This is a genomic window from Cyclobacterium sp. SOCE241 (assembly GCF_056867545.1).
Map to the genome: position 1 here is coordinate 3,843,199 of NZ_CP149779.1, position 25,446 is coordinate 3,868,644.

The following is a 25,446-nucleotide window of genomic DNA, read 5'->3' on the forward strand; positions in this document are numbered from 1 at the left end:
TAGCTTAAAGTGTTGAATATTAACGATAAGTCTATTGTAGGAAGAAAAGCAATAAAGCCGGCTTCCTGCCTTAGGAGGATTCGTTCAACACCATATATAAGCTATGGCTTGGTCAGTCCTACTTGGAAAATCGTGCGGATTTTCCAAAATCAGTTTTTATTTGGAGAGGTTCGTGCCAACACACGCCACAGCTTATATACATAAACGTTAGCGATTATTAAAGAATGAGAAAACAATACCACATATTAAACGGAGATTCACTTAGACAAAAGTTTCCTGAAAACATTGATGGAGAAATCATTGTAGCTCGAGAATGTTTTGTAGAAGGGAATGTGAAAGGAAACAACCTAGAGGAATTGTTTGCGTCCAGAGCCAAATTTCTTAGTCAGAGTTATGGCGGAACCGAGCAAGGCTATTATGAAAAAGTGGTTTCTGAGTTCCAAAAAAAAAAAAATATAAATTACGATTCAGATATTAATCTTTGGTTTGAAGATGATTTATTTTGTCAAGTAAACTTTTGGTTTGTTTCACATCTTATAACTAATAATATTAGTACCACCAACGTTTATCTTATTAGACCCAAATCACATAATCAATTTGGTTTTGGAGGATTGAGCTATTCTGAATTGAATTTCATTTATAAGAACAAGAGCATTTTGATTGAACTTGAAAAAATTACAAGTCTCTGGGAATCCTATCAGAATGATAACATGGAAAAATTGATGAACACAGCGATGGAATTAGAACCCGTTTACCCGTTTATCCTTAATGCGGTTAAAGCACATATTGAGCGCAAACCAAACGGTGGAACTCCTGGTAGACCAATTCAATCTTTGCTCTCAATAATGAAAGAACTTGAAACGGAAGAATTTAAACCAGTATTTAAAGAATTTAGTAATAGGGAGAGCATTTACGGGTTTGGTGACTTACAAGTGAAAAGCCTTTTTGATCAAATAATAAACAATCGCTAATAACTCCCTTCGACAGACTCAGGGACCATTCTCAGGGCGCATTTTTCGATTTTGGAAACTTGGTTTACTATGAGGAATGATTTTCTTCTTTTGTTTTTTTGCGGTGGGAGATTGAAAATTTACTGATTTTAAATTGTTCTTTGACCTAGGGTTCTTTGCTTTAGTCGCTATTATTCAATAGGTAATCGGTTTTGGAGTGAATTTTAGACTGTTTTTGCCATTAGATCATACCTGCCCCATTAAGCTAACTGGCGCTTTTTATTTTGCTTCCTGATTTTATTAAACCAATTGGCTGGTGCCACCGTTGGTCAAAACATGCAAGCGTATGCTTTCTCTTGTTTTGCAAGAAGGGCACCTTTTAAGCAAGAAAGCAGACTTTCCTTTCACTTCTATTACCACTTAACCGGTTTGACATAAAGCATTGTTTCTTAGCAATTCCGAAGCCTATACTGTGCATTTTATATGTTCCTGGCTATCCCCCCACTTCGCTACAGGTTTTCACCCTCCGGAATAATTTGGTATCATCGAAAACAGCTGCACATGCTGGGCACACTTAACGTATAAAAAAAATAGAGCGCTTTATTTTGATAACTGAATTTTAACAAATATATAAAATATAAAATTTGGTATTTATGCTTTTTTATAAAATAAAAATAATTATATTTAGTTATACTTTGAATTAAAATAAATTCTTTTTAACAATATACGGTACATTTATTACACTAACCATTAGGTGTAATTTCATAGCTTAGATAGCAGTAAGTGACCTTCAAAATATGGTAACTGAATTAGGAGAAAGGTTAACAAGGCAGTTCAGGAAATATATGCCTGATGCTTTTGTATTTGCACTTGCATTGACAATTATTACTAGCATTGTAGCAATGATATGGGCAAAGTCTTCTGCCTTAGAGACTATTCAAGCATGGTACGCCGGTTTTTGGATGCTTCTTGAGTTTGGAATGCAAATGGTTCTCATCTTGGTTAGCGGATATTGTATTGCACTCTCCCCGTTCATCAAGAAGATTATATACAAGCTGACAAACTTTATTCAATCTCCTAAACAGGTATATCCATTCGTGATGTTTATTGGGTTGATGTTGAGTTTGATAAGTTGGGGCTGGATGGTAATAACAGCAGCTTTGGCTAGGGAACTTGCCCTACGAATAAAAGGAATCAATTACCCCTACCTCATTGCTTGTGTCTATTTCTCCGGAGGAATCTGGGTAAGTGGATTGTCTAGTTCCATTCCGCTGTTACTCAACACCGAAAATAACTACTTGATTGAAGCTGGTATTTTGTCTGACACTATTTCAACTTCCTATACCCTTGGATCAATCTTAAATTTATCTATTCTCACTTTTTCTCTAGCACTTGCCCCTATTCTATTTAGATTACTGATACCTCATAATGAACTGGATCTGGAAAAGATGTTATTGACGGAGGATCAATTTAAGGAGCCAACAATTAAGGATGAAGCTAAAAATATGAAACTCCCATATAGGGCGGTATCCGACAGATTGAATAATAGCTCAATATTCCCCTATACAATTGGGCTGATGGGCCTTACATATATTATTTTTCATTTCAGTTCCAATGGGCTAGACCTCAATTTGAACATAATGATTTTTATTTTTGTCATTTTAGGTATGTTTTTACACAAGACACCAATACGATACGGAATAGCAATGCGACATTCAAGTGCTAACATATCAGGAATACTCTTCCAATTCCCTTTTCTGGAATAATGGGAATAATGATTCACACCGGACTAGGTAAAGAACTTGCACAATGGATGTCTGCCAATGCTACGATTGACACTTATCCCCTTATGGCTTTTCTTAGTGGTGGATTTGTGAATTTTGCCATTCCCTCGGCCGGTGGCGAATTTGCAGTAATCGGTCCTAGCATTATAAATGCCGTAAAAGAAATTGGTGCTGGTTTGCCCGAAACCGAATTGAACAATATGATTGCAAGAGCAGCTTTATCAGTGGCCTACGGGGAAACTTTAACTAATTTATTGCAACCTTTTTATTTATTGATAATACTTCCAGTTATGGGTATAGGGATTAAGATACAAGCTAGAGATGTTATGGGTTATTTATTAATACCTTTCCTTATATTTTTCATAGGATGGGCAATTATGGTCACTTTTGTACCCATTTGAGTAATTCTTAAAAAGAAATAATATTTAATCATAGGTATGAAATTATGGCCGTGCAAAGCAATCGCCCAATCCAAAGCTATAGATTCATACATTGGGCCTTAGAGGTCAGTTTGAATTTAAAGTTAATAAATTCGAATTAAGATCCATCCTATTTATGGGGAAGCCTAGACTCTGGGAAACTCCGTGTTTTTTACATTGCTCCTACAAGAGCTCAACCAATGTTGTAGTTCTCTTAGATGCGAGGTAATCATAGATTTCTGTTAAAGATTGATTTAATTTGTCGTCTTCTAAACTCATTGGCGTAATTTTACGCCACTAATACACGGCAATTATACTTTCACACCAAGTGTCGGTTAATAAAAAGCTGATAACATTCTATATTATCATGGCTATCCTTAGGCTATTATTCTTTTAGCTCTTCGTAGATTGCTGCGGTAGTTAACTGAAATTTTCATACTTTTAATCAGCTACGAATTTATACAGTGGTGTTAGCGGTAATGCAAACTAAACCCTCAAAACAGAATGAAAGAAGTACATTTTTTAAACGATATATTTTCCTCGAAGGACTTCAATGAAAGTGAGCTCAAATTGATTTTATGCCAATTTAAACAAGTAAATTTTTCTAAAAGTGAGTACCTGCTGAAAGGGAAAAACCGAAAACCATTATTGGTTTTTAGAAAGGGGTTTCGTTCGTTCTTTTGTCAATGACACCTTCGGAAATGACATTACAACGAATTTTTATGGTCAAAGTGACATCGTTATTGATTGGTCCTCGTTTTTTTTGCGAAACCCGACCCGTGAAAATATTCAGGCATTGACAGACTGCATTTGCTGGCAATTGGATTTTGAGGCATTCCAACAACTATTCCATAGTATAAAAGCTTTTAGAGAACAAGGTCGTAGACGATTGGTTAGTTCCTATTTCGCACTGAAAAACCAAAGTGTATCATTAATTGCAGACGAAGCAAAAGAACGCTATTTGCGATTGTTAAGGGAAAAACCGCACATTGTTCAAAATGTTTCACAGCAACACATCGCTACCTATTTGGGCATCACTAAATATTCGTTAAGTCGTATTCGCAAAGAAATTTCACAATAAATTCCATTTTTGCCATAGGGCAACTTTTTTACCAAAACCAACCGATACTTTTGTTTTCGTAATTAATAAAATAAAAAGTTATGGAAACAATTTTCAATCAAAAAACAGTCGATGGTCTGACAGATCGAATCAATCAATTGAAAACAACCAACAATGCTCAATGGGGGAAAATGAATGCTTACCAAATGCTGAAACATTGTACCTTGAACGAAGAAATGTTTCAAGGAAAAAGACAATACAAACGCCTATTTATGGGCAAATTATTCGGCCGAATGGCTTTGAACGGAATCTTGAAAGACGATAAACCAATGAAGAAGAACCAGCCTACACATCCGGAATTTAAAATAAAGGGAAATGGAAATTTTGAAACAGAAAAGGCAAAATGGATTGACTTGCTCAATGGTTACAACGGATTTTCAAATACAAACTTTGTACATCCCTTCTTTGGTAAAATGACAAAGGAAGAAATCGGCAAATATATTTTCAAACATACAGACCATCATTTGAGACAATTTGGTAAATAATTTTTGCTATGCAAAAAGCCATGTTTATACTAATTGCAATTTTGTCTTTACTACTGCTCTATTACGGAACAGGGAGAAAGAAAAGAAGCATCCGAGGAACCCATATAGATTAATTTGGAGTTGTTGGATTTTATGCTTTGAGAGCTACTTGATTTTATATTTCTCCCAATTGGAAGGTAGTAGTTGATAGAGATCTTTTTGCTTGTGGCTCTGGATTCTTTCGAATACGTCCTTGAGCCATTCAAACTCATTAATTTTGTTCTTTTTGCAGCTGGCCATGAAAGAATACATGGCTGCTGTCATCTCCGCAGCCTTGTGCGATCCTGCAAATAGATACGCTTTACGACCTATAGCTAGTGGACGAACGGCATTTTCAACCAGGTTATTGTCTATTTCCATTTGTCCATGAAGTGCATAAACACTCAGTCCTGCCCATCTTGACCTGGTATATTCTATAGCCTTACCCATTGGACTTGTTGGTCTGTGGCTGTATTGGTGCTTTTCCAGCCATTGCCCCAATCTGTCCAGCACAGGAGTGGCATGCTCTTTTCTCTCCTTCGTTTTCTGTAGATAGTCATACCCCTTTTCTCTCATTCAGGTTTCCAGCTTATAGAGTAGTTGCATTTCATCAAGGACATGAAGGCTTGCCTGTTCCTCATTGTCATTGAGCGCTTTACAAACTTGCGTCTGGCATGTGCCATACAAAACGTTAAATGAATAGTGTCATGTTTCCCATAAAGGGAATCATACACCTTGTAGCCATCTGTTTGGATGATACCCTTAAAGTCAGCAAAGCATTTCTTTAGGACCCGATCGATCCCTCCTCCCTTTTCTGTAATCAAAGAGTACTAGACTATCTACTGGCGCATGATAAAGCCACATGAACCCCTGATGAATACCTTTTTTGTGATCTCTATCTAACACTTTTATAGGCGTTTCGTCTACCTGAAGGTATTTTTGACTTAGGACTACCATACTGAGTAGATCGGAGTGGCTTGAGCTGTTCCCGTGCCCTTGATTACCCAGTCAGAGGCACTCGAAGCAGGGATTCTGACGCCCATCTTGCTGTATTTATCCAGCTGCCTGTGAAGCGGCATTCCGTAGACATATTTGTCTACGATGAGTTGAGCACTACTGATTCTGAAGGTATTCCCTTTTTCTATTACTCTGTCTGGTAATGTACCAATGAGGATGCCTTCACCGTTCGGTCTCGCGTATTTTGGACGTACGTAGCGTTTCACATAAAAAGATGCCGGAACTACTTCCAATACTTCGGTTACTTCCTGACCTATCTGCACACAACCTTCAGTGGATTCTTTGGCTCTATCACCACTTCTTCCCTTCTGGAGCTCTTCGGGAAGGCTCATACGAGAGGTGCCCTTGGCTCTTTCTTTGGAGTGGTTTTTTGCTCTGTGGTAGGTACTGACCTTGGAAAGCTCCTCTTGTACAGCTTTGGGTAGTGCCTAGCTCGAAAAGCCCCATCTGATTTAGTCCCACATTAAAGGGTTCTCTTTTCACTCTTTGGTGCCAAAAATATACTCCCTGAACTTTTCAAGTTCATGCTTTAGGTCTGCTATTGCACTTTCCTCTCGGAGATGGTCAACAATGACTTTGATGGGCTTGGAGCTCTTGCTCATATAGCTTTTTGTAGTCGATTGTCTCATTTTCCATGACATAAAAATAAGCATAAAAAATAGGTTTGAAGCAGTTTTAAGGCACTTACTTAATTCACGTGTTTATTTTCACGCCCTTTTTAAGGGTGTGTATCGGGTTCTGTAGCGTACCGATTCCAGCCTTATCTCTGTGAGGAAGCTGAGTTGAGTACTCGTAATGGCTGTTCCGATGAGAATAGGACGTTCAAAAGTGCCTCGTTCCAACTTTTTGATATATAAGGCAAAACCATACTTGTCCCATTGCAAAAGTCGGATTTGGTTGCCTCGCTTGCCAATAAAAATGAACACATCTCCATTCATGGGCCGTCAAGCTTGTTACGTACCAGTCCAGAAAGGGCATTGATACCAAAACGCATATCAGTGGACTTATCATATAAAAAGTAACGACATGAAGAGATAGCGCAAGCATTCGTTAGACAAGAAGCGTTTTAATAAACTCGGGTGAGACCCCATCATAGATTTCCTAGGCTGATTCCTGAAGGATAATGAATATGCGCTATTACTCGGCCTTCTCGACCAACAGATGGAATAGTGTCCAGCAATTGGAAAGCTTCCATTATTTGCTTCTTCTTCCTGTGTGCTGAATTTTTTAATCCAATAATAAAAAGTTGTTCGAACGATCCCATGCATATCGGAAAAGGATCTGCTAACCCCTGAGGATAACCATTCTTGATAAAGTTTACGCATATTGCTTTCATTCGTCTTTTCATGACACAAGTTTAGCAACAGATTAGCTTTTACAAAAGATGTAGTTTGTCGGATGGATACCAAAGAAAAGATTAATTTTGCTTTTTACAGTTTGGCAATCATCGATTGGTTTTCTGGCATTTTACCAAGTATTTAAAGATAAACCGAGTCTTTTTCCATTAGCCCTATTCGGTACAGTTTTATTGATTATTTTCGGACTAAAAGGAATTGATGCCACAAAACTAAAATCAAACTACCTGTTAGGAATACACATTTTAAGAATTCCGGTTGAACTGATTTTGTATCAACTTTATCTTCAAGAAAAAATCCCGAAACTAATGACTTTTCATGGCTGGAATTTTGACATGGTAATGGGAATTTCTGCATTTATTATTTTGGTTTATCATTTAATATTAAAAAGAAAAATCAATTATAATTTTTTCATTATTTGGAATAGGATTGGAATTGTATTTTTACTGATTATAGTTTCATTAGCTATTTTGTCTTCACCTTTGCCAATTCAACAATTTGCATTCGAACAGCCGAATATTGCAGTATTAGAATTCCCGTATTGCTTTTTACCTACATGCATTGTCCCGGTGGTACTGATGTCACATAGTTTACTTATCCAAAAAGCATTCTACCGCTAATAATTGAGCATCCTGGCGACAGGCCCTACAACTGGCTCAGGGTCCATACTTAATGTCCATACCACCACCATATAGAGAAGTAGCGTTTTAAAGGGAAGTTTAAGACTTAAAAGATTCTAGAAGTTGAAAAATGATATGGTGAAATAAGCATCATGTCAGGAACTTGCTATCTGATATATACCTGGGAATCAATACCTCTGGCAGGACAAGCTAATTTAGAACCACAAGTGACATCTGAATCCAATAAAATTGTATATTTAACCAAACTCAAAAACTTAAAAGACCTATGCTTCAATTTAAACTATCCTTTGCAGTCATTGGATTTTGGCTCTTAACAGCAACAACTATCCATGCCCAATCTTTTGCCTATGTAAATTCTTCAGAAATTTTGGCCGAAACGCCGGCTTTGGAACAAGCAGAAAGAAATTTGGAGGCGTTTCAGAAACAGCTCCAAGAAAAAGGTCAAGTTATGGTGGAAACTTTTCAAGCTAAGGTTGCCGACTTGGAAGATAAAATTGGAAAAGGTGAAATAACTCCGGTTGAAAAGCAAAACCAAACCGAACTCCTCCAAAAAGAACAAGAGAATATTGGAAAATTCGAGTTGGAAATGGTTTCTACCCTACAGGATAAACGCAATGAGCTCATAAAACCTATTTATGACCGAATAAATGAAGCGATTAAATTAGTAGCCCAAGAACAGGGTTATAATGCCATTTTTGACCAACAGAGTCTACTATTTGCAGAAGAAAGTATTGATGTTACAGCAATGGTGAAAGCCAAACTTGGTATTTGATATTACAATGATCTGTTTAGCGCTTTAATTTTGACCAAGTCTAAGCACTCTTAGCTGTAAAGTAAACCGCACTGCAAAACAGATAAACAACTCATGGTTCGAAAGATGTTCAAGTTTTATTGAACATGCAGACCTATCTACTACATAAGAACACAAAAAAACAAACCCTAGATAATTTAATACAGCCTTTTGTTGTTAAAAAAGCGGTTTTGGAGTCAATTTGTAGTGTTATTTCCTGTAGAGTTAACCTGTCCCAATTTCGCTATCGCTCATTATCTAGGTTCCACGTTTTGTCAAACCAGTTGGCTGGTGTCCCACATTTGTCAAAACTTGCCAGCGTATGTAGTTTCCCGATTTTGCTATAAGAAAAATTATAAGCAGGAAAGTCTGATTATTCCACCACTTCTAATACCACTTAACCAATTTGGCTGTTGACATTAACTTATTGTGTAGCCTTAAAATCACTGGCAAAACACAAACATGCCTGAGGCGACCCAAGCCCTTTAAAACGCTCAACTCTCGGGACAGGTTATGTAGCGTGAACCTTCTTAAAAATTCCGGAGCCAATAGTGTACAAGTTTCTTTTTCACCCTCTGAAATAATTTGGTATCTTCGATACCAAATGCACATTTTGGGCTTACACAATGGCCATAAATAATTGTTTGTTTTCATGTACTTTTGAAAATCCTTTCAGATTTTCAGTTTGGTGCGTACTTGCAAAGTTGTGTGTTAACCCACGCAACTAGACATAGCTTATACCGTTACCAGTAAGGACAGGAAAACTAAGTTATAAACACTTAAAAAATTCAATAACTATATATAATCGTATTTTGATTGATGAAAACAAATAACCACATGGATAAAACCATTAAAATATATAAAGATGTAAATGTAGAAAATACGAAATTAGGAAAACATGTAAGTATTGGCGATAATTCAAGAATTGTAAATTGTAATTTAGGAGAACATGTTAGGGTAGATAGAAGAAACTACTTTCAAAACACAAGTATAGGCAAACATACGTACACAGGTTGTGACACAAGAATTTATAACGCAACGTTAGGTAAATTCTGTTCTATTTCTTGGCATGTTACTATCGGGGGAGGGGAACATAAAATTGATAGGATTACAACTCATGATTTTTTATACAATCCTAACTCTAATTTTAATATTTTTAAAACCGAGGATTGGCATAACAGATATGAGAAGAAAGTTGAAATAGGTAATGATGTTTGGATTGGAGCAGGTAGCGCTATATTAAGAGGTGTGATGATAGGTCATGGAGCAGTGGTAGGAGCAAACTCTGTAATAACAAAAGATATACCACCATACGCAGTAGTAGCAGGAAACCCGGGAAGGATAATAAAATTTAGATTTTCCGATGATATAATTGATAGAATAATAAAATTAAATTGGTGGGATCTAGATGATTCGGTAATTATAAATGAGATAGAATCGTTTAGAGATGGGGATATAATTCAAACCCTAAATAAACTAGAAAAGTTAAAAAAATGAATATATTATTAACCTCAGTAGGTAGAAGAGGCTATATTGTCGATTATTTTAAGCAAGCATCAGAAGATGCTAAAATTCATGTATGTAATAGCGTCTTTACCGTTGCTTTCAGGAAAGCCGATTTTAGCTTTATTGCACCTAAGATATATGAAAATGATTATATTGATTGTTTAGTAGACTATTGCAAAATTCATAAGATAGATGCAATAATGTCATTATTTGACATAGACTTGGTTGTATTGGGGTCGTCGGAAAAGCGATTTGAAGAAATTGGTGTAAATCTAATTCATGCTCCCCTGAAAACCCTTAAAATATGTAACGATAAATGGTTAACATACAAATTTTCACAGGAAATAAATATTGCAACTCCTAAAACATATATTTCCATGGAAGATGCATTAAAGGAAATAGAATCAAAGCGTGTTTATTATCCTTTAATTATAAAACCCAGATTTGGTATGGGCTCTATTGGATTATATACTGTCAATAACAGAGAAGAGCTGCATGTTCTGTATAACAAATGTAAAAATGAGGTGTTTAATTCTTATTTGAAGTATGAGAGTACCGATTTTAAAGAAGAAAGTGTATTGATACAAGAGTTTAAAAAATCGAAAGAATATGGGTTAGATATAATTAACGACTTGAATGGGAAATATGTAACAGTAATCCCAAAAGAGAAGGTAGAGATGCGATCTGGAGAAACAGATTTAGGTTTGACAGTTGATAATGCAAGATTTATTGATTTAGCTAAAAAAATATCCCAAGCAACAAAGCATAAGGGTATTATGTCTGTAGACATACTTGCTGATGAGACCGGCACCTTGAATTTATTGGAAATGAACTGTAGGATTTCGGGACACTATCCGGTTGCTCACTGTGCAGGTGTAAATTATCCAAAACAATTAATAGAATGGTTAAATAAAAAAGATACTAACTTGGAAAATTTTAAGTATAAAAGAGATGTTTACGTAACAAAAGAACTTTTGCCAGTTGTTTGGGAATGATACCTCTGTGGCTATGCGTCCACTCCCACAATACTAGACTCATGTAGAATAATAGATTGCTTGAGAATTGATGGAAAGATTGAGCTAAAGAAATCTATTTTTAATGTTTTAAAAGATTAAAGCTCAGTGGAAAAATTCTATCATACGTAATAGCCCTGCCGCAGATGCAACCCAGGGCTATTACGCAAACAATTCCCGTAAACATACATTAAAAATGTGAAGCGGGATATTTAAAAACTCGTGGACAAAATTGACATTGATTTAATGTATAGTTACAAGCATACTGGCTTGGATGAGTTTTATAATCAGCAACTTGTTTAATGAAATAGGAAGCAATAAAAATAGGTTTAGACTTAAAGGTTTTTGCAAAACGAATTGACTATTTAATCATTCCAAAATGGATACTGCGTATGCATTAGTTTGCTATGGAATGTGAGATTCACCTTGACTTTTCATTTGCTAAGCACAGCAGTTCTATTTTTACAATCTAAAAAAAGGTTCAAAAATCCTGCAAAAACAGGGGATTCAATGACAAAGCTTATTTAACAGAATTTGAGTCAAATAAAGACCAATATGGTTTACAAAAGAGCTTAAACTTATTCCACCGGAAAGAGCAGAATCAAAAGTAAGCAAACAGTAAATTAATAATTGTCTCTTATAACTTCCAGACCATTTTGAATAATACCCTTACAACTTGACCAATGGGTATTTCGGTCAAACCGTGCCACTACGAAAGATCATTTAAAGTAGGTGAATTTTTATTCATTTTTCAAGATTTCTTTTCTTAAAGATTCTCCTTTGATATCTATTCTGTGAAAAGAGTTTACTGGAATGGTTAATGTATGCCAAACTGTGGTTCCTGATATGTTGCAAAGAAATTATGGTGATGTGATTATTTACGGTTCTACGGCAGGCATGATTGTTACTGCAAAATTTGGAGCTTATGGAGCTACAAAATGTGCTAATAATTTTTACACCAAAGTTTTGATTGAGGAAAACAAAAAATCTAAAGTACGAATATTACTTGTTTGCCCACCAGCGGTGGATATGCCACTTTTGAAACAAGCTGAAGCAACAGATCAGCCTGATATTTTCAATAACTCCTTTTTCAATAGATACCTGACCTCTTCTCCTGAAGATGTTGTAAAAGCCGTTGAAAAAAGCATCAAAAATGGTAAGAAAGTCTGTTACCCTAGATCTGCCAAAATATCATCATTTTTAAATAGATTTATGTAAGAAAAAAATTTAATTCTTGAAAATCAGGTCACAAAAATGCAGCAGATAGCCAGTCCTTTGAAGTTTTCTTTTACACTCCGAACATTTTTTATTCAATTATATTACCAACTTACAAGCGGAAAACCGGGCTTTCTCCGAAACTTAAGCAACCCTTTCTCAATACCCAAAGCACCATTTTCTACTATGACACATTGAACAATAATCAGTAGTTTTGCATTTATGAAAGTTTTAATAATAGAAGACGATCCAACACTGAATAAAAATATAAATGAAGCATTGAAAGTTGAAAACCTCAATACGGAATACGTTTTTGACGGATTATTGGCAGACCGAATGTTGAGAAAAAATAATTATGATTGCATCATAATGGACATCAACCTTCCGGGAAAAAACGGTTTTGATCTATGTAAAGAATTCAGATTACACAATGCTTTTACACCAGTGATCATGCTGACAGCATTTAGTGAGTTAGAAGATAAAATACAGGGCTTTGATTGCGGTGCAGATGATTATTTAACCAAACCCTTTTTTATGAGAGAACTGACTTTAAGGGTTCATTCTCTTATTAAACGCAACAAACAAATCCATTCAACAAATACATCCATTTTAGTTGCAGACGATTTAACAATTAACGATGCTCAAAAAAAGTGCACAGACAAGGCAAAGAAATTAGCTTGACACCGAGAGAGTATCAAATACTAATGAAACTAATGGAAAAAAAGGAGAGATTGTTTCCAAACCGGATTTAATAAAAGAAATATGGGGAAGCACATTTGATGCAAACACCAACACCATAGAGGTTTATGTGAATTTTTTAAGAAACAAATTAGACAAACCGTTTGGCAAGAACACGATTAAAACCAAAGTGGGTTTCGGATATTACCTTGATTTAAAATGAAAATAAGGAATAAAATACTTATTTATTTTTCTACTACAGTGATTGCCCTCACGGCAATTTCATTAATGATTATTTACATTTTATTTTCAGAATATAGGGAAGAAGAGTTTCAACAACAGCAAAACGAAAAAATCCATACAACCATTAAGCTTATCGAAAAAATCAAACAAGAGAGCGCTACCATTTCTTATCTGATAGACCAGCAAGACATCAATGATTTTTACGATGAAAAACTGCTTGTATATGACTCCGGTAAAAACTTGATTTTCGCCAGTTTGGATAGCTTGGATATTGTTAAAGCAGAGAGCATTCTCAACAAACTATCGCAAACTCAAAGATGGATAGAAACCAAAGAAGAAAATTATGATCTTATCGGTATTTATGCAGAAGCAAATAATCAAACTTATTATGCGGTAAGTAAGGCTTATGATGCTTTCGGATATACGAAAATGTATTTTTTACGGAATGTTTTAATTGGAATCTTCCTATTTATCACCTTTGTGGTAATCCTCATTTCAAGGTTTCTTTCCAATAAAATTTCAAAACCAATCACAGCACTTGCCGATAAGCTTAAACAATATGACCTTAGTAAAGAGAAAGTTGAAGAACTGCCAATTGAAACAACCTCTTACGAACTGAAGCAATTGACACTAAGTTTTAATGAGTTAATCAAAAGGACGAATGAAGCATTTGTTTTTCAAAAACATACAATTCATCATATTTCCCACCAATTGAAAACGCCTATTTCAGTCTTGGTATCAGAACTTGAAAGAATAAAAAATTTATCCAATACTAAAATCATCAAATCAGATATTGAAAATCAAATTAACAAAACAAAATCTTTAGGGAGTATTATCAATGTTTTGCTTGAGATTTCAAAAATTGAAGCAGGTCAGCAAACAAAAAAGCAATTTTTACGCATCGACGAACTGTTTTATGATGTGATGGAAGAGCTTAATGGCATCTATTTTGATTTTCATTTTGAAGTAAATTACCTTCCTGATGAATTTAATGAAAAGAGACTTGTAATCAATCTGAATCCAATCCTTATCCGGCAAGCCATTCAAAACTTATTGATCAATTGTGTTTCATACAGCAACAATTCAAAAGCTGAAATAAAATTTGACTGTACACAACTGAATGAACTAAAAATACAAATCCTCAATTCCGGAAAACCGATTTCTAAAAGAGAAGAAATGTTTTTGTTCAATCACTTTTTCAGGGGACAAAACAGTGAAGGAAAAATTGGTTTTGGTCTCGGACTTGTATTAACAAAAAAAATTGTGGAACTTAATTCTGCTACTATCACGTATTCAAACCCTATCCCAAATACCAATGTTTTTGAGCTTAAATTCCCTTTAAGCTAAATTTTATCTTCCTTAAGGTTTTTTTAAGGTCCTTGTATTGATTTTTGCACCTCATTAAAGTAGGTGCATTATATGATGAACAATATAAGATCAGGAAAACTCATTCTCATTCTTTTATTATTTTCTCTTGCGACAAAGGCACAAGACACCTTACAACTAAGTCGTGAACAAGCCGAAGCGCTATTCCTGAAAGACAACTTACGGCTCATTGCTGAAAAGCTCAACATTTCTCAGGCCGAAGCAAAGGCAATGCAAGCCAACCTATGGCCTAATCCTAGTTTTACATTGGACCAAGTAAACTTTTGGGCCACGAATGCCCAAACCGGTGGGAAAGAAGTAATCCCCTCACTCGGAGGCTTGCCCACCAACCAACAATTCGGCTTTGGGATAGAACAAATTATTCTTACAGCCAGAAAACGAAAAAAATTAGTTGCCTTAGAAGAGGTCTCTGTAGAAAAGTCCAAACAGTATTTCGAAGATTTACTAAGGAACTTAAAAATAGAATTTCGCAATCAACTCACCAGGTTGCAATACCTCCAGTTCAGTAAAAGCATTTATCAAAATCAGCTTAATTCTATCCGCTTACTTACAATAGCCTATAAAAACCAGGTAATGGAAGGAAATGTTTCGCAAGGAGAATTCATACGATTAAAAGCCATGGAACTGGAGATAGCTAAAACCATTAATGAATTTAATCGAGAAGTTAATGAAGCCCAAAAAGAACTGAAGGTTTTCATGCATTTACCTGCGACCACACATTTACAAATTACTGATGAAGGATTTTTGAAAGACACTGAGCAATTCAGTCAACTTGCTCTGAATGATATTATTGAGCAAGCTAAAATACACCGTCCGGATTATAGAATAACACAATTGGAAGAAACATACTACAATAATTTGCATGCTTTCGAAAAAGCCCAAAGAATCCCAAATCTTACACTTAGTAGCGCATATGACAGAGGGGTAACGCAATGCTCGATTTTGTAGGCTTTGGGGTATCCATGGATTTGCCATTTTTTAACAGGAATCAGGGTAATATTAGGCACGCACAAATTGGAATAAAAAAATCTAAAATTCTTAGAAAGGAAAAAACTCTTAAGATTGAAAATGAAATTGTACTCTCCTACCAAAACCTATCCAACGCAGTGTTTTTTCTAGATGAAATAGCGTCTGATTATGAAAGCACCCTTGACGGCCTGCTTACAAGTTATACACAAAATTTTATCGAAAGAAACATCAGCATGCTTGAATACCTTGATTTTTTGGGAAGCCTATCTGGAAAACAAAAAAGTTATCCTTGAAGCAGGGAAGGATGTCAATGAAATGGCGGAGGAACTTAACTACACCGTTGGTATGGATTTGATTAAATAAACCATTGAATTAAAATGAACACAAAAAATATAAATCCGGTAATAATTTGCTGTCTGATGGCAGCCATTTTTCTAAGCAGTTGTTCCAATTCTGAGGAGCAAAGCAACGTTGCTGAAAACGATAATTATTGTATAGAGGAAAGTCTTAAGACCAAGATTGAATTGGACCGGCCAAAAACGCAATTTGTAACCGAAGAAATTTTACTTACGGGAATTATTGAACCCAATCCGGACAAAGTAATTCATTTTGTTAGTTTGGTAAGCGGGATCATTTCCAATACCTCTTTTTCATTGGGAGATAAAGTTACCAAAGGCCAAGTATTGGCAGAATTGAGAAGCACAGAATTATCTGAGCTCCAATCCCAATCCAAAACCATAATATCACAAATCAAGGTAGCAGAGAAAAAGTTACAATCGCTACAATCTATGTTTGATGACAACATTGCTTCGCAAAAAGATTTAATGGAAGCACAAAGTGAACTGGAGGTATTAAAAGCTGAAAAGGAAAGGATAAATACTAACCTAAGTTTGTTTAGTGCAAGTCCCAAAAAAGGTGTTTTTCAAATTAAATCCCCTACCACAGGTATTATAACCGATAAATCCATAACAGCAGGAATGCAAATTTCAGCCGAAGGAGAGCCATTGTTTACCATTTCTGACCTGAGTGAAGTTTGGGTATTGGTAAATATATATGCTACAGATGTGGAGAATATTGAATCAGGAATGCGAGTAAACCTACAAACTCTTTCATATCCGGATGAAATTTTTGAGGGTGAAATAGGCATTATTTCCCAAGTTTTAGATGTAGAAGCAAAAGTATTGAAAGCAAGAGTTGTATTGCCCAATACCGATTTAAAATTAAAACCCGGAATGATAGTAGATGTAACGGCTCTAAAGGAACATAAAGCTGAAGCCTTGAGTATTCCAACTTCCACAATGGTTTTCGACAACAATCAAAATTATGTGGTTGTTTACAAAAATGACTGTGAAATTTCAATAAGAAAGGTAGAAATTCTCACAGAAAGCAAAGGGGTTACTTTTCTTTCGGACGGTTTGAATGTGAATGAAGAAATCATCTCCAAAAACCATCTACTTATCTATGAACAAATTAAAAACTTTCAAGACTAATAAAGATGCAAAAATTTGTTCAGGGTATAGTCGCTTTTTCATTAAAGAATTCAATCATTGTTTTCTTTCTTACAGCTTTGTTGATTATTGCAGGGGTTATCAGTTACATCAATACACCCATCGAAGCATTCCCTGATGTAACCAATACAAGAGCAAGAATCATCACCCAATGGCCGGGTAGAAGTGCGGAAGAAGTTGAGAAATTTGTTACACTTCGCATAATGAAGGAGATGAATACCATCCCTAAAAAAGCAGAAGTTCGTTCCATATCACTTTTTGGTCTATCTGTTGTCACCGTCATATTTGAAGATGGAATCGATGATTTTTATGCACAGCAATACGCTGCCAATAGATTACAAGGAATTGATTTACCTGAAGGGGCTGAAGCAGAAATTGAACCACCCTTTGGGGCTACAGGCGAGATATTCCGCTATGTGATAAAAAGCGACAGACCAATAAAGGAAATAACAGCTATTCAGGATTGGGTAATTGAAAGAGAATTAGTTTCTGTTCCGGGTGTTGCCAATGTAGTAAGTTTTGGCGGTGAAGAAAAAATTTACGAAATCAAAATCAATCCTACGGAATTGGCCAATTATGACTTGTCTCCTTTAGAAGTGTTTGAAGCAGTATCTAAAACCAATATCAATGTTGGAGGTGATGTTATAGAAAGAGGTTCACAGGCCTATGTTGTGCGTGGAGTTGGGTTATTAGAAAGTGCTGAAGATATTGAAAATATATTAATTGAGGTGAGGGGATCAACCCCTATTCTCGTGAAACATGTAGCCGAAGTAAAAATATCGGCTAAGCCTAGGCTGGGGCAGGTAGGCTTACAGGATGATGATGATTTGGTACAAGGAATTGTCCTGATGCTTCGGGGAGAAAATCCCGGTGATGTAATCTCAAAATTAAAGGAAAAAATAACCGATTTAAATGAGCAGGTACTACCAAAGGATGTGAAGATTGAACCTTTCATAGACCGAACAGAATTAGTAGATGCTACTGTAGGTACTGTAAGTAAAAACCTGATCGAAGGTATAATATTGGTTTCCATCATTGTGTTCATATTTCTGTTCAATTGGAGAACCACGATAATTGTAGCTTCGGTAATTCCGCTTTCTTTCTTGTTTGCATTAATGATGCTACGTATTCAAGGCTTGCCTGCAAATTTGATTTCAATGGGGGCAATTGATTTCGGCCTATTGTTGGAAGGAACATTGGTGATTGTAGAAACTGTATATGTGTCCATGGAAAAGAAGGCTCACCAATTGGGAATGGCAAAATTCAATCGCATAGGCAAAATGGGAATCATAAAAAAGAGTGCCGGAAGTGTGGCCACTTATATTGTATTTGCCCAAATTATTTTGATTGTTGCTTTATTGCCGATCTTCTCCTTTCAAAAAGTGGAAGGAAAGATGTTTTCGCCATTGGCCTTTACATTGGGATATGCCTTACTCGGTTCACTTATTTTAAGTATCACTTACGTTCCTGCATTATGTAAGGTATTACTGACCAAAAACATTGTTGAAAAAGAAAATATTATTTCTCGCTTTTTCCGCAACAACCTTTACAAACTCTTTTTATGGAGTAATAGGAAAAGAAAAGCTACACTACTTGGTTTTGCTTCGATTTTAACTGTATGTACAATAGGGTTTTTATTTTATGGAACAGAGTTTATTCCAAAACTTAATGAAGGAGCATTATACGTTCGCGCCACACTGCCCAACAGTGTGAATTTAGAAGAATCTGTAAAGTTGTCCAAAGAAATGAAAAGTAAAATAAGGGCCTTTGAAGAAGTGAAATTTGTATTGACACAAACAGGACGACCAAATGACGGAACAGATCCTACAGGATTTTTCAACAATGAATTTCATATTCAGTTATTTCCTGAAAAAGAATGGAAACGCAATATCAACAAAGAAGAATTGATTGAAGAAATGCGCAAGCATTTACAAGTCTATCCCGGTATTGTATTCGGGTTTAGCCAACCTATTCAGGATAATGTGGAAGAATATGTGGCAGGGGTAAAAAGCTCATTGGTTGTAAAAATTTTTGGTGATGACCTTTTTGAATTGGAAAAATATGCTGACCAAGTTGCAGATAACATCAGGCATGTAGAAGGAATTACAGATTTGAACGTGTATAGAAATATTGGTTTACCTGAGTTGAGAATCAAATTAGACGAAAGCAAAATGGGGAAATACGGTGTTTCGATGGAAGATGCGCAGTCAGTGGTTGAAATGGCTATCGGTGGAAGGGCTGCAACAACTTTTTATGAAAATGAGCGGATGTTTGACGTGCGTATTCGATTTCAAAAGGAATACCGAGACAATCAACAAAAGATTGGAGAAATACTGATTCCTACTTTAAATGCTAAAAGATTCCCTTGCGTGAAATTGCAACTATTAATTTCATTACGGGACCTACTTTTATTTACAGGGAAGGGAGCAGTCGCTACATCGCAGTCGGATTTAGTATTGAGGGAAGGGATTTAGGAAGCACTATAGAAGAAGCCAAAAAGAGAGTAGCCGAAAACGTAAAATTACCAAAAGCCAATAAAATGGTTTGGGCAGGAGAGTTTGAAAGTAAAGAAAGAGCAAGTAAACAATTGGCTGTTATTGTTCCTGCGGTTTTATTGTTGATTTTATTCTTACTCTATTTCAACTTTGGAACGATTAAAGACACCCTCATTGCCGCAAGCACTATCCCTTATGCTTTCATTGGTGGTTTTGTTTCACTTTGGGCTACACAAACCATATTTGGAATTTCTGCAGGTATTGGTTTTATAATCCTTTTTGGCGTAAATACCATAAACAGCATCATCCTAATTGCAATCATGAAAGAGAATATGAAAAAATGAGCTTACAAAAAGCCATTTCAGATGGTGTTTATAGTCGCATTCGTCCAATAGTTATGATCGCCCTGATGGGGTCAACAGGGCTATTGCCTGCTGCACTTTCTACAGGGATGGGTTCTGAAATTCAAAAACCCTTAGCCATTATGATCGTAGGCGGATTGCTTATTTGTATGATACTTTCCTTAACCGTATTACCACAGGTATTTTATTGGGTGTACCGTAAAGCAGAACATAAAAAAAGAGACTAGGCGTTTTTATTTAGTTGTGTCATCTTGGAAAGACTTCAATTTCTATATATGCTCAGTATCCTAAAAAAATGATGAGTGTTTCAGCAGGAATTTAAGATAATATAGAAGAGTTTTAAAACTGAAAAATCAATTATTTTTTGCTTTTCGAAAAAATAATTTGACAACCATATATGCATACAATTACAAGTTTTTCATCCTAATAGTTTAAACATTGATTGATATGGGATAAAAAGTAAAGCTATTTCAATGCTCTTCTTACACTTAGGTTCGTTGAAAGCTGATTTTTTCCAAGATTTACCTCCATAAGGAGAAAATCCTCCCATAAATTGGCCCTTAACCCTGGCATTATTCTCTGATATCCCTGCCATTTTGATTCCTTTCCCTTTACGGAATTCATGGTTTTCAGTGTGATCTTGATAAACGGAACAAGTCTTACTCCGATTAAAGTGGGAACTCCTTCGCTTTAGGAATAATGAAGAAACAGTGCCTAACCTACCAAAAGAATTCGACACAGTTTTTTTCATCCATTGGAACGATCAATTTTTTGACCATAATCACAATATAAGGCACACCATGGCTAAAATCATAGTCATCCTGCAGTATGGCACCGCTTTATAACGTAACCGCTCGCAGCTGTTAAAAAAAGAAAACAAATTCTAAAAATATTGATTGAAATGTCCTTGAAGTGTTGTTAACAACTATCAGATTCATTAAGAAAAGGAAATCCTTAGTTTAACGGACAAAAATAAACCCAGATTATGCAATAGGGTATATGATAAGTATTGCAATCTTAAATCACCAATAAAATGGCTGATTTAAAAGCGATTTTAGCACGTATTAAAAGGCCTTTTGCTAATTTCAAAAGATTGGGTAGTCAATTTATACATATCTTCTTGACTAAACTTATATATACAATTGAGTCCAATATTAGATAACACTATAAAAATCATTTTTTTTTAAATTAACCAGAATTTTACTATTGCTTTGTTTTTGCGATTGTAGAATTGAAAAAAATAGATAAGTTATTTCAGCAAATAAAGGTAAAACAATACGTGAGGCGAAAAGTGAAATAATTGAAAGAAATCTAAATTCGACATCTGAACAGTACGGAAGATATAGTAATAGGGAAAATGATAGGTGTCTGTTACCCTCAAAACTAGAAGAGGCCTATGAAGACCACAAACCATTCATAATTGAAGCTCAGAAGGTAGGCTTAGAATTCAACACCAGCCCCTTCATCTAGGAGGCCTTTGTAGAATGGTTTTTACTCTTTTATATTTATAAATGCCAGCTACCATAGCAGGATTCGTTCAAAGAAAAATATTTAACAAATAAACCAAAATAGACTATAAAAAATTATGAAAGTAATTAAAATGACAATCCTATTATCATTCTGGATAGTTTTAGGGCTCAATTCGGTGAAGTCGCAGAGCGAAATTTACGGGGAAGCCAAATTAATTAATGAGCCAGCTGAAGGATATAGAGGAATTTGGTACTATATCAATACTGCCGGGCAGGCCGGAAAGGTCACCAACCAATACAAGTATAAATATAGCGGGGGACTAGGGACTTATGGTGCTACACAATACCCTTTCTCAGTATATGTAGAAGAAGTGGGCAAAACCTTTTTCTGCTACGGTGGAACCGACCAAAACGGAAAAACCTTGCTACACATGGTCTCCTATTTTGATCACAAGACAGGCCAAGTACCGCCTCCCACCATCGTTCTAGACAAAGCCACCGAGGATGCCCACGACAACCCTGTGATACAAGTGGACAAAGAGGGTTACATATGGATTTTTTCGACTGCCCACGGGGTCGAAAGACCTGCTTTTATTCATAGGAGTGTAAAACCTTACGACATTTCCGAATTTGAGTTGATACCGGCTACTAAAACTGTGGATGGCAAAAAAGTACCGCTGAATAATTTTTCTTACATGCAAATTTACTACTCTGACTCAGATGGTTTTATTGGACTTTTCACACATTATGAACAAATTGGTGGTCGTGTAATTTCCTGGATGAGAAGTAAGGACGGAGTAAATTGGTCTGAATGGAAAGACTTGTCCCTATTGGGGAGTGGGCACTACCAAACAAGTGCCAATCAGGGAAAGCGAATCGGTACTACTTTCATGTACCACCCCGACAGAAAAGTAAGAGGTGGATTGGACTTCCGAACCAACCTGTATTATCTTCAGTCGGATGATTTTGGAGAAAACTGGAAGACTATCGACGGTTCCGCTATAGATTTGCCACTAACAGATGTATCCAATAAAGCTTTGATACACGATTATGATGCCGAAGATCGCAATGTTTACATTGACGATTTAAATTTCGATAGGGAAGGAAGACCCATTATCTTATACAAAACAAGTAATGGCCCTTTACCGGGACCCGTTCATGGGCCCAGGATGTGGCATACCGCCTGGTGGAATGGGAGCCAGTGGGAAATCCAATATTTCACACCAGCAGGAAATAACTATGATGGAGGTTCTATCTATGTAGATGAGGATGGAAGCTGGAGAGTAATCGCCCCCACAGCAATGGGACCACAAGATTACAATACTGGTGGGGAAATGGAAATGTGGAACAGCAAAGACCAGGGTAAAACCTGGACAAAACTGAAAATGTTAACCTGGAATAGCAAGTACAATCATAGTTATGCTAGGCGTCCTGTAAATGTGAATCCTGATTTCTACGCTTTTTGGGCAGATGGACACGGACGCGAACCTTAAGAATCAAGATTATATTTCTGTGATAAAGAGGGCAATGTTTACCGTCTTCCCCAACAAATGGATGGTGAGTTTGCCAAACCTGAATTGTATACGTTTAAAATGAAATAAACGCTAATAATGCCCCTTTTGGTACCTGACTAATCAAGTTGATCCGATAAAACACCTTAATCTATTCGATTTCATTCAACCCGGATTATGTAATAGGATTTCTTTGCCCTGACTATTGCATATTTCGGGTTCAATCTGAATTCAGAAAAAGAGTTTCAAGAAAGAGGTCAATATGCGCCGGAATATCTGAAAGCTTGAAAATAAATATCCAAAAACAAGGAAGTCATGTTAGATAATTTACATCCCCTTTTCAAAACTGAACCGGAAGAACGAACCATTATCATTAAGTTCTTTAACGCATAACAGCCATTAGGGATTTTAGCTTTAAGTAAAAATCTTAGGCCATTTGACCTAAATTTTGACGGAAAAATTAAGATTGGTTTCACTTTTACCATTATTGATTACACTTTGATAATAACAATATTGCAAAGCCACTTCATCTTTGCACCATCAATTGATTAATTAACATTATCAAAGCATTAAAAAAATAAAATGATGAAGTATTCAAATATAAAATTCTTATTCTTAGCGATTTTCACCTCCACAATTTTTCTTTCATGTGAGGAAGATGATAAATTGGCGACCCCTGTTGCGGAGCTTTATATCCCCACCAACATAAGTATTGAAGACAATGATTTCTTCCCGGAAGATGTGGTTTTTGCTAACAATACCATTTTTGTCAGTGGTTTTGGAGATGGAACCATTAAATCAATAGATTTAAGCCAAGAAACGGCAATTGCTCAAGAATTTGTTAGCGCAGAAAGTGGTTACTATTCACGTTGGGGCTTGGCTTAAGATGGGGCAGTATTGTTAAACCTTCTAAACAATCCCAATTTTCAAGACATCACAATAAATGGGCCTAGTATATTGGTTGAATACATTTTGGCCACAGGTTCCAAAACAAATGAGTGGGCACTTCCAGAAAATACAATTGGCAATTCGGTACAAATAGTGGATGGTAAGTATTACGTATGCGACTGGAACCCAACCGCAAGAATAATACAAATAGACCCATCGACCGATAATATAGATGCCAACTGGTACACGAATACTACTGATTGGGTGCCTTCTGCCGGAGGACTTGGAGGAGTTATTCATAACAACGGCGGAGGATTCTAAATTGCTTAGGGCGGGAAATTTTGGTACCTACCAGTATCCAATGGTACCCCCGGAACTTTGGAAGAAGTGTCTATTTCAGGAAAAAGTTTAATCGATGCTGACGGTATCACTTTGGCCGGAAACAACACATTTTATTATGCAGAAAATAATGCTACTGGCCTGGCCGGTAACTTTGGAAAGTATATAAAGTGGAATTAAGCGACCCAACCACAGCCACAGGAAGCCTATTGAAAGATGGCTTAAATGATTCATCAGGGGTATGGTTTTTAGCAATAATGATACAGATAACCTTATATTACTTGAATCACAAATTGGGGTATTCTTTGGGAATAATATAGATTTACCCATCAATATTGAAATCATTGAATTACAAACGAATTTCATAAAATATAACCTGATCTTTCTCTCAAAAACCCGGCTATTTTGGGAGTATTGATAATAAATCAGGATCAAAAATAGGGCAATGGTCATTATAAAATTCCCTACAGCCGGTTAACATGACGCTAGTCAGAGGCTTTGGAAAAGTAATTTCGATTTCAATTAAAAAAAATACAAAATGAAATTTATAAGTAAAAATTACGGTTGGATAATTGTAGCCATATTGGCAATACTACCCATGTTTGTCATTTTGAGAATGATAAATCTTGATTTTACCAATGGCTTTTCCATCACTTTAGTGGAAGGTACAGGAGAAGGAAGTAGGACAACTTTAGAGATGCTATATCATGTTACTGGCGAATTTGCCATTCGCTGGATGACCGCTGTTTTGACTTTGACGCCTTTCTATATTTTATTTGGGGTTAGCAATCTCTATGTGCGACAAGCCATGGGGATTGCAACTGCCATTTGGAGTTTCTTGCATTTCATCTTTTTTATCTGGGCAGAGGGTTTTCTCGAGACCTTTTCACAATTCAATTATATCGCTGGATTTATTGCAGTATTGATGTTAATTCCATTGTTTTTCACTTCTAATCGAAAGTCCATGAAGTGGCTAAAATCAAAATGGAAAAAGTTACAAAGTCTGGCTTATATAGCCATTATATTGAGTTTGATGCATGTTGCGATTTTAGAAAAGACTTGGTTAATTTATGCAGTAATCGTGATTGTAGGGTTTACCATCAGAACCCCAATTGTGAAAGAAAGGCTACTTGCTTTTCGAAAAAAAAGGAGGGTCAATACTTTATAGGATTACTTGAGAAATTAATACCAAATTCAAAAAGATTTTTGTACCTGAAACACTGCAAATAAGTATTTCGTTGCCTTAACCCTTTTTTCTCTGGTAACAATAAGATACCTTTAACCA

The 25,446-nt window shown here is 35.9% G+C and carries 25 protein-coding genes and 3 pseudogenes; 21 read left to right on the forward strand and 7 right to left on the reverse strand.

Features of this window, described 5'->3' with window-relative positions; translation table 11 throughout:
• The first annotated feature begins 224 nt into the window (after positions 1–224).
• The 5 genes and pseudogenes from WG932_RS19150 to WG932_RS19170 all read left to right on the forward strand — a co-directional run bounded on the left by WG932_RS19150 (position 225) and on the right by WG932_RS19170 (position 4,758).
• On the forward strand, positions 225–971 hold the full coding sequence (locus WG932_RS19150) for a DUF1835 domain-containing protein (RefSeq protein WP_483085047.1): 747 nt from the start codon (positions 225–227) through the stop codon (positions 969–971).
• Between the two features lie 824 nt (positions 972–1,795).
• Positions 1,796–3,135 (forward strand): annotated as a pseudogene (locus tag WG932_RS19155) (TIGR00366 family protein).
• Between the two features lie 706 nt (positions 3,136–3,841).
• Positions 3,842–3,946 (forward strand): annotated as a pseudogene (locus WG932_RS19160) (Crp/Fnr family transcriptional regulator); the annotation flags it as partial.
• Between the two features lie 3 nt (positions 3,947–3,949).
• Positions 3,950–4,234, forward strand: coding sequence for a Crp/Fnr family transcriptional regulator (locus WG932_RS19165; protein ID WP_483085048.1), 285 nt, complete (start codon positions 3,950–3,952; stop codon positions 4,232–4,234).
• Between the two features lie 80 nt (positions 4,235–4,314).
• Entirely contained in the window at positions 4,315–4,758 is a 444-nt protein-coding gene (locus tag WG932_RS19170) for a DUF1569 domain-containing protein (protein WP_483085049.1), read from the forward strand.
• 144 nt (positions 4,759–4,902) lie between these two features.
• Here WG932_RS19170 and WG932_RS19175 read toward each other — a convergent pair whose 3' ends face one another.
• From WG932_RS19175 to tnpA, 7 genes are all read right to left on the reverse strand, one after another.
• Entirely contained in the window at positions 4,903–5,352 is a 450-nt protein-coding gene (locus tag WG932_RS19175; RefSeq protein WP_483085050.1) for an IS66 family transposase, read from the reverse strand.
• On the reverse strand, positions 5,349–5,510 hold the full coding sequence (locus WG932_RS19180) for a hypothetical protein (protein WP_483088687.1): 162 nt from the start codon (positions 5,508–5,510) through the stop codon (positions 5,349–5,351). Before WG932_RS19180 ends, WG932_RS19175 begins: the two co-directional genes overlap by 4 nt.
• Before the next feature lie 34 nt (positions 5,511–5,544).
• Positions 5,545–5,733 (reverse strand): IS66 family transposase, encoded by a 189-nt coding sequence (locus WG932_RS19185; RefSeq protein WP_483085051.1) that lies wholly within the window; start codon positions 5,731–5,733, stop codon positions 5,545–5,547.
• A complete protein-coding gene (locus tag WG932_RS19190) occupies positions 5,727–6,125 on the reverse strand; it encodes a transposase (protein ID WP_483085052.1) in 399 nt (132 codons plus the stop codon). The genes WG932_RS19185 and WG932_RS19190 overlap by 7 nt, the downstream gene beginning before the upstream one ends.
• Before the next feature lie 147 nt (positions 6,126–6,272).
• Positions 6,273–6,395: a hypothetical protein gene (locus WG932_RS19195; protein WP_483085053.1), complete on the reverse strand. Its 123-nt coding sequence runs from the start codon at positions 6,393–6,395 to the stop codon at positions 6,273–6,275.
• A gap of 105 nt (positions 6,396–6,500) precedes the next feature.
• Positions 6,501–6,731 carry an IS66 family insertion sequence element accessory protein TnpB gene (gene tnpB, locus WG932_RS19200; protein WP_483085054.1) on the reverse strand — a complete coding sequence of 77 codons (231 nt, stop codon included), beginning with the start codon at positions 6,729–6,731 and terminating at the stop codon, positions 6,501–6,503.
• A 69-nt stretch (positions 6,732–6,800) separates the two neighbouring features.
• On the reverse strand, positions 6,801–7,118 hold the full coding sequence (gene tnpA, locus WG932_RS19205; protein WP_483088688.1) for an IS66 family insertion sequence element accessory protein TnpA: 318 nt from the start codon (positions 7,116–7,118) through the stop codon (positions 6,801–6,803).
• A 936-nt stretch (positions 7,119–8,054) separates the two neighbouring features.
• On the opposite strand from tnpA, the gene WG932_RS19210 reads away from it, so the two are divergent.
• The 16 genes and pseudogenes from WG932_RS19210 (at position 8,055) to WG932_RS19285 (ending at position 25,329) form a co-directional block, all read left to right on the forward strand.
• Entirely contained in the window at positions 8,055–8,561 is a 507-nt protein-coding gene (locus WG932_RS19210) for an OmpH/Skp family outer membrane protein (protein WP_483085055.1), read from the forward strand.
• An 855-nt stretch (positions 8,562–9,416) separates the two neighbouring features.
• Entirely contained in the window at positions 9,417–10,076 is a 660-nt protein-coding gene (locus WG932_RS19215) for a CatB-related O-acetyltransferase (RefSeq protein ID WP_483085056.1), read from the forward strand.
• Positions 10,073–11,080 carry an ATP-grasp domain-containing protein gene (locus WG932_RS19220; RefSeq protein WP_483085057.1) on the forward strand — a complete coding sequence of 336 codons (1,008 nt, stop codon included), beginning with the start codon at positions 10,073–10,075 and terminating at the stop codon, positions 11,078–11,080. The genes WG932_RS19215 and WG932_RS19220 overlap by 4 nt, the downstream gene beginning before the upstream one ends.
• An 831-nt stretch (positions 11,081–11,911) precedes the next feature.
• The gene (locus WG932_RS19225) at positions 11,912–12,316 is read left to right on the forward strand and encodes an SDR family NAD(P)-dependent oxidoreductase (protein ID WP_483085058.1); all 405 of its coding nucleotides are present in this window, start codon (positions 11,912–11,914) and stop codon (positions 12,314–12,316) included.
• A gap of 219 nt (positions 12,317–12,535) precedes the next feature.
• Complete coding sequence (locus WG932_RS19230) at positions 12,536–12,994, forward strand: response regulator transcription factor (protein ID WP_483085059.1); 459 nt, start codon at positions 12,536–12,538, stop codon at positions 12,992–12,994.
• A 79-nt stretch (positions 12,995–13,073) separates the two neighbouring features.
• Positions 13,074–13,214, forward strand: coding sequence for a winged helix-turn-helix domain-containing protein (locus tag WG932_RS19235; protein ID WP_483088689.1), 141 nt, complete (start codon positions 13,074–13,076; stop codon positions 13,212–13,214).
• Positions 13,211–14,581: a sensor histidine kinase gene (locus WG932_RS19240; RefSeq protein WP_014019558.1), complete on the forward strand. Its 1,371-nt coding sequence runs from the start codon at positions 13,211–13,213 to the stop codon at positions 14,579–14,581. The genes WG932_RS19235 and WG932_RS19240 overlap by 4 nt, the downstream gene beginning before the upstream one ends.
• Before the next feature lie 72 nt (positions 14,582–14,653).
• Entirely contained in the window at positions 14,654–15,568 is a 915-nt protein-coding gene (locus WG932_RS19245) for a TolC family protein (protein WP_483085060.1), read from the forward strand.
• Positions 15,553–15,882: a hypothetical protein gene (locus WG932_RS19250; RefSeq protein ID WP_483085061.1), complete on the forward strand. Its 330-nt coding sequence runs from the start codon at positions 15,553–15,555 to the stop codon at positions 15,880–15,882. The genes WG932_RS19245 and WG932_RS19250 overlap by 16 nt, the downstream gene beginning before the upstream one ends.
• A 126-nt stretch (positions 15,883–16,008) precedes the next feature.
• Positions 16,009–17,079 (forward strand): efflux RND transporter periplasmic adaptor subunit, encoded by a 1,071-nt coding sequence (locus tag WG932_RS19255; protein WP_483085062.1) that lies wholly within the window; start codon positions 16,009–16,011, stop codon positions 17,077–17,079.
• Between the two features lie 5 nt (positions 17,080–17,084).
• A complete protein-coding gene (locus WG932_RS19260; RefSeq protein WP_483085063.1) occupies positions 17,085–19,571 on the forward strand; it encodes an efflux RND transporter permease subunit in 2,487 nt (828 codons plus the stop codon).
• Positions 19,463–20,181: pseudogene (locus tag WG932_RS19265) on the forward strand (efflux RND transporter permease subunit). Before WG932_RS19260 ends, WG932_RS19265 begins: the two are co-directional and overlap by 109 nt.
• A gap of 1,358 nt (positions 20,182–21,539) precedes the next feature.
• Positions 21,540–22,916 (forward strand): BNR-4 repeat-containing protein, encoded by a 1,377-nt coding sequence (locus WG932_RS19270; protein ID WP_483085064.1) that lies wholly within the window; start codon positions 21,540–21,542, stop codon positions 22,914–22,916.
• Between the two features lie 600 nt (positions 22,917–23,516).
• Positions 23,517–23,819, forward strand: coding sequence for a hypothetical protein (locus WG932_RS19275; RefSeq protein ID WP_149394794.1), 303 nt, complete (start codon positions 23,517–23,519; stop codon positions 23,817–23,819).
• Between the two features lie 12 nt (positions 23,820–23,831).
• Positions 23,832–24,143, forward strand: coding sequence for a hypothetical protein (locus WG932_RS19280; protein WP_483085065.1), 312 nt, complete (start codon positions 23,832–23,834; stop codon positions 24,141–24,143).
• A 556-nt stretch (positions 24,144–24,699) separates the two neighbouring features.
• Entirely contained in the window at positions 24,700–25,329 is a 630-nt protein-coding gene (locus WG932_RS19285) for a ferric reductase-like transmembrane domain-containing protein (RefSeq protein WP_483085066.1), read from the forward strand.
• Positions 25,330–25,446: the final 117 nt, after the last annotated feature.

Bases quoted from the DNA above. Each gene is read 5' to 3' on its own strand.
- WG932_RS19285 (WP_483085066.1), top strand. From the start codon at position 24,700: ATGAAATTTATAAGTAAAAATTACGGTTGGATAATTGTAGCCATATTG.
- WG932_RS19260 (WP_483085063.1), top strand. From the start codon at position 17,085: ATGCAAAAATTTGTTCAGGGTATAGTCGCTTTTTCATTAAAGAATTCA.
- WG932_RS19275 (WP_149394794.1), top strand. From the start codon at position 23,517: ATGATGAAGTATTCAAATATAAAATTCTTATTCTTAGCGATTTTCACC.
- WG932_RS19270 (WP_483085064.1), top strand. From the start codon at position 21,540: ATGAAAGTAATTAAAATGACAATCCTATTATCATTCTGGATAGTTTTA.
- WG932_RS19255 (WP_483085062.1), top strand. From the start codon at position 16,009: ATGGCAGCCATTTTTCTAAGCAGTTGTTCCAATTCTGAGGAGCAAAGC.
- WG932_RS19220 (WP_483085057.1), top strand. From the start codon at position 10,073: ATGAATATATTATTAACCTCAGTAGGTAGAAGAGGCTATATTGTCGAT.
- WG932_RS19210 (WP_483085055.1), top strand. From the start codon at position 8,055: ATGCTTCAATTTAAACTATCCTTTGCAGTCATTGGATTTTGGCTCTTA.
- WG932_RS19225 (WP_483085058.1), top strand. From the start codon at position 11,912: ATGGTTAATGTATGCCAAACTGTGGTTCCTGATATGTTGCAAAGAAAT.
- WG932_RS19190 (WP_483085052.1), bottom strand. From the start codon at position 6,125: ATGAGCCTTCCCGAAGAGCTCCAGAAGGGAAGAAGTGGTGATAGAGCC.
- WG932_RS19170 (WP_483085049.1), top strand. From the start codon at position 4,315: ATGGAAACAATTTTCAATCAAAAAACAGTCGATGGTCTGACAGATCGA.
- tnpB (WP_483085054.1), bottom strand. From the start codon at position 6,731: ATGAATGGAGATGTGTTCATTTTTATTGGCAAGCGAGGCAACCAAATC.
- WG932_RS19245 (WP_483085060.1), top strand. From the start codon at position 14,654: ATGATGAACAATATAAGATCAGGAAAACTCATTCTCATTCTTTTATTA.
- WG932_RS19195 (WP_483085053.1), bottom strand. From the start codon at position 6,395: ATGAGCAAGAGCTCCAAGCCCATCAAAGTCATTGTTGACCATCTCCGA.
- WG932_RS19185 (WP_483085051.1), bottom strand. From the start codon at position 5,733: ATGGTAGTCCTAAGTCAAAAATACCTTCAGGTAGACGAAACGCCTATA.
- WG932_RS19250 (WP_483085061.1), top strand. From the start codon at position 15,553: ATGCTCGATTTTGTAGGCTTTGGGGTATCCATGGATTTGCCATTTTTT.
- tnpA (WP_483088688.1), bottom strand. From the start codon at position 7,118: ATGCGTAAACTTTATCAAGAATGGTTATCCTCAGGGGTTAGCAGATCC.
- WG932_RS19215 (WP_483085056.1), top strand. From the start codon at position 9,417: ATGGATAAAACCATTAAAATATATAAAGATGTAAATGTAGAAAATACG.
- WG932_RS19230 (WP_483085059.1), top strand. From the start codon at position 12,536: ATGAAAGTTTTAATAATAGAAGACGATCCAACACTGAATAAAAATATA.
- WG932_RS19240 (WP_014019558.1), top strand. From the start codon at position 13,211: ATGAAAATAAGGAATAAAATACTTATTTATTTTTCTACTACAGTGATT.
- WG932_RS19175 (WP_483085050.1), bottom strand. From the start codon at position 5,352: ATGAGAGAAAAGGGGTATGACTATCTACAGAAAACGAAGGAGAGAAAA.
- WG932_RS19150 (WP_483085047.1), top strand. From the start codon at position 225: ATGAGAAAACAATACCACATATTAAACGGAGATTCACTTAGACAAAAG.